This is a genomic window from Cellulomonas bogoriensis 69B4 = DSM 16987 (assembly GCF_000767165.1).
Classification (GTDB): Bacteria; Actinomycetota; Actinomycetes; order Actinomycetales; family Cellulomonadaceae; genus Actinotalea; species Actinotalea bogoriensis.
Genome location: NZ_AXCZ01000266.1, coordinates 1 through 2,440 on the forward strand (window position 1 = coordinate 1; position 2,440 = coordinate 2,440).

General features: G+C 73.2%; 3 protein-coding genes. All 3 read left to right on the top strand.

Features of this window, described 5'->3' with window-relative positions:
- Positions 1-971, top strand: a 971-nt coding sequence (locus N869_RS14395) for an EAL domain-containing protein (RefSeq protein ID WP_156968575.1), incomplete at its 5' end; no start/stop codon positions are given.
- A complete protein-coding gene (locus tag N869_RS14400; protein ID WP_035062727.1) occupies positions 968-1,954 on the top strand; it encodes an SDR family oxidoreductase in 987 nt (328 codons plus the stop codon). The genes N869_RS14395 and N869_RS14400, both read left to right, overlap by 4 nt.
- A gap of 92 nt (positions 1,955-2,046) precedes the next feature.
- The coding region (locus tag N869_RS14405; RefSeq protein WP_035062728.1) for a hypothetical protein at positions 2,047-2,440 on the top strand (394 nt) is incomplete at its 3' end.

A 2,440-nucleotide genomic window follows, 5' to 3' on the forward strand; every position in this document is an offset into this window, starting at 1 on the left:
CGAGCCTGCTGGAGACCGTCGACCGGGCCCGTGAGATGGGGTGGGGCATCTCGGTGGACGACATCGGGACGTCCCTGGGGTGCTTGTCGGTCCTGCCGCTGGTGCACGCCGACGTCGTCAAGCTGGATGTCCGCATGCTCGACGACGAGCTCGACACCGCGACGTCCGAGGTCGTCGCCGCGGTGCTGCGGCACATCGAGGCCACCGGCGCGGCGCTGGTCGTCAAGGGCATCGAGGACGAGCGGGACGAGCGGCTCGCCCTCGCCCTGGGTGCGCGGTACGGGCAGGGTCACCACCTGGGGGTTCCGGGCCTGCTGGAGCGCGGCGACCCGATGCCCCGCGCGGTGGTGCCGCTGCTGGGGCGTGGGCGGGGCGTCCCGGAGGGCCGCAGCCCGTTCGAGATCCTGGCCAACCTCGACCGTCGCCGCGTGACGTCGGACCTGCTGCGGCGGTTGGCCCAGATCTTCACGTTGCGGGCGCTGCGCTCGGGCTCACGACCGGTCGTCCTGATCGGTGCGGGCAACCGCACCCCCGGGGACCTGGCGTCCCTCGACGGTGGCGAGCTGGCCCGCCTGGCGGAGCAGTCCGTCCTGGTGGTCGTCTTCGGGGTGGGCCTGCCGGCGGAGCCGGCGCCCGGGGTCAGGGGCGTGGCGCTGTGCGCGCGCGACCCGTTGGTCGGGGAGCGGTTCATGGCGGTCCTGACCGACACGTTCTCGTTCGCCATGTCCGCGCGCCGTGGCACGGGTGGGCTGTTCGAGCTGGTCACCACCCAGGAGCCGCACCGGGTCGGGGACGTGGCTCAGCACCTGCTGCGCCGCACGCCGTCGGCCGGGGGGCCGAACCAGGCCCAGCCGGTACCCGTGCCCGACGTCGACCTCGCGGAGGAGGAGCCCGAGGTCGAGGACGGCGCCGACGACACCGTCACCGCAGGCCCTCTGATGCGCAGGTGGAGGGCTAAGGTGCGCAGATGAGCGCACCGAAGGTCCTGTTCATCGGGGGTACGGGCATCATCAGCTCGGCCAGTGCCCGGCTCGCGGTCGAGCGCGGGGTCGACCTGCACCTGCTGACCCGCGGCACCTCCCACCGCCCGGTGCCCGAGGGCGCGACGGTGCTGCACGGCGACATCCGCGACCCGGCCTCGGCACGTGCGGCGCTGGCCGGGCACGAGTTCGACGCCGTCGTCGACTGGGTGGCGTTCACCCCCGAGCACGTCCGCACCGACGTCGAGCTGTTCACCGGCAGGACCGGTCAGTACGTGTTCATCTCGTCGGCGTCGGCGTACCAGACGCCGCCGTCCCGGGTCCCGGTGGTGGAGTCGGTGCCGCTGCGCAACCCGTTCTGGCAGTACTCGCGCGACAAGATCGCCTGCGAGGACCTGCTGGTCCGTGCCTACCGCGAGGACGGGTTCCCGGTGACGGTGGTCCGCCCGTCCCACACCTACGACCGCACCCTGGTGCCGTTCGACGGCGGGTGGACGGTCGTGGAGCGCATGCGGCAGGGCAAGGAGGTCGTGGTGCACGGCGACGGCACCTCGCTGTGGACGCTCACCCACCACGCCGACTTCGCCCGCGGCCTGGTGCCGCTGCTGGGGCACCCACGCACCCTGGGGGAGGCGTTCCACATCACCTCCGACGAGGCCCTCACCTGGGACCAGATAGCCCACGCGCTCGCAGACGCGGCGGGGGTCACCGCGCGGCTGGTGCACGTCCCGTCGGACGTGATCGCGGCGCACGACCCGGTGTGGGGCGCGGGCCTGCTGGGCGACAAGGCGCACTCGATGGTCTTCGACAACAGCAAGCTCCGCAGCGTCGTGCCGGACTTCGTGGCCACCGTCCCGTTCCACCGGGGCGCGCGGGAGATCGTGTCCTGGTACGACGCGGACCCGGCGCGTCGCGTCGTGGACGGGGCGATGGACGCGTTGATGGACCGTCTGGTGGAACGTTTCCGTCCCTGAGACAGGACCATCCGATACACGGACGTATCCTGGGGTCCCGCCCCTGACGCTGCCGCGACGCAGCGCGACCGTCCGACGGAAGTGACCCCCGCGTGAACGCTGTCCTTCGCCGTGCCGCCAGCCTGGCTGAGCGACGTCCCGCCCTGGCCGTCCTCGTCGTGGCCGTCCTGACCGTGGTGCTGGGCGTCTTCGCCACCCAGCAGACGACCGACACCGACATGTCCGCGTTCGCCCCGGAGTCGGACCTGAGCCGGACCATCGAGCGGATCGACGAGGAGTTCGGCGGCGCGAGCGGCGCCACGGTGCAGGTGCTGGTGGACGCGGGCGAGGGCGGCGACGTCCTCAGCCCGCAGGGGGTGGACGCCGCGCAGCTGGTCGAGCAGGCCGTCCGGGACTCGGCGCTGGTCGACGGGGCCATCGCCCCGGACGGCGCCACCGGCCCGGGGGTGCTGTCGTTCGCCCTGCCGCTGCAGGCCGCGGCGGCCG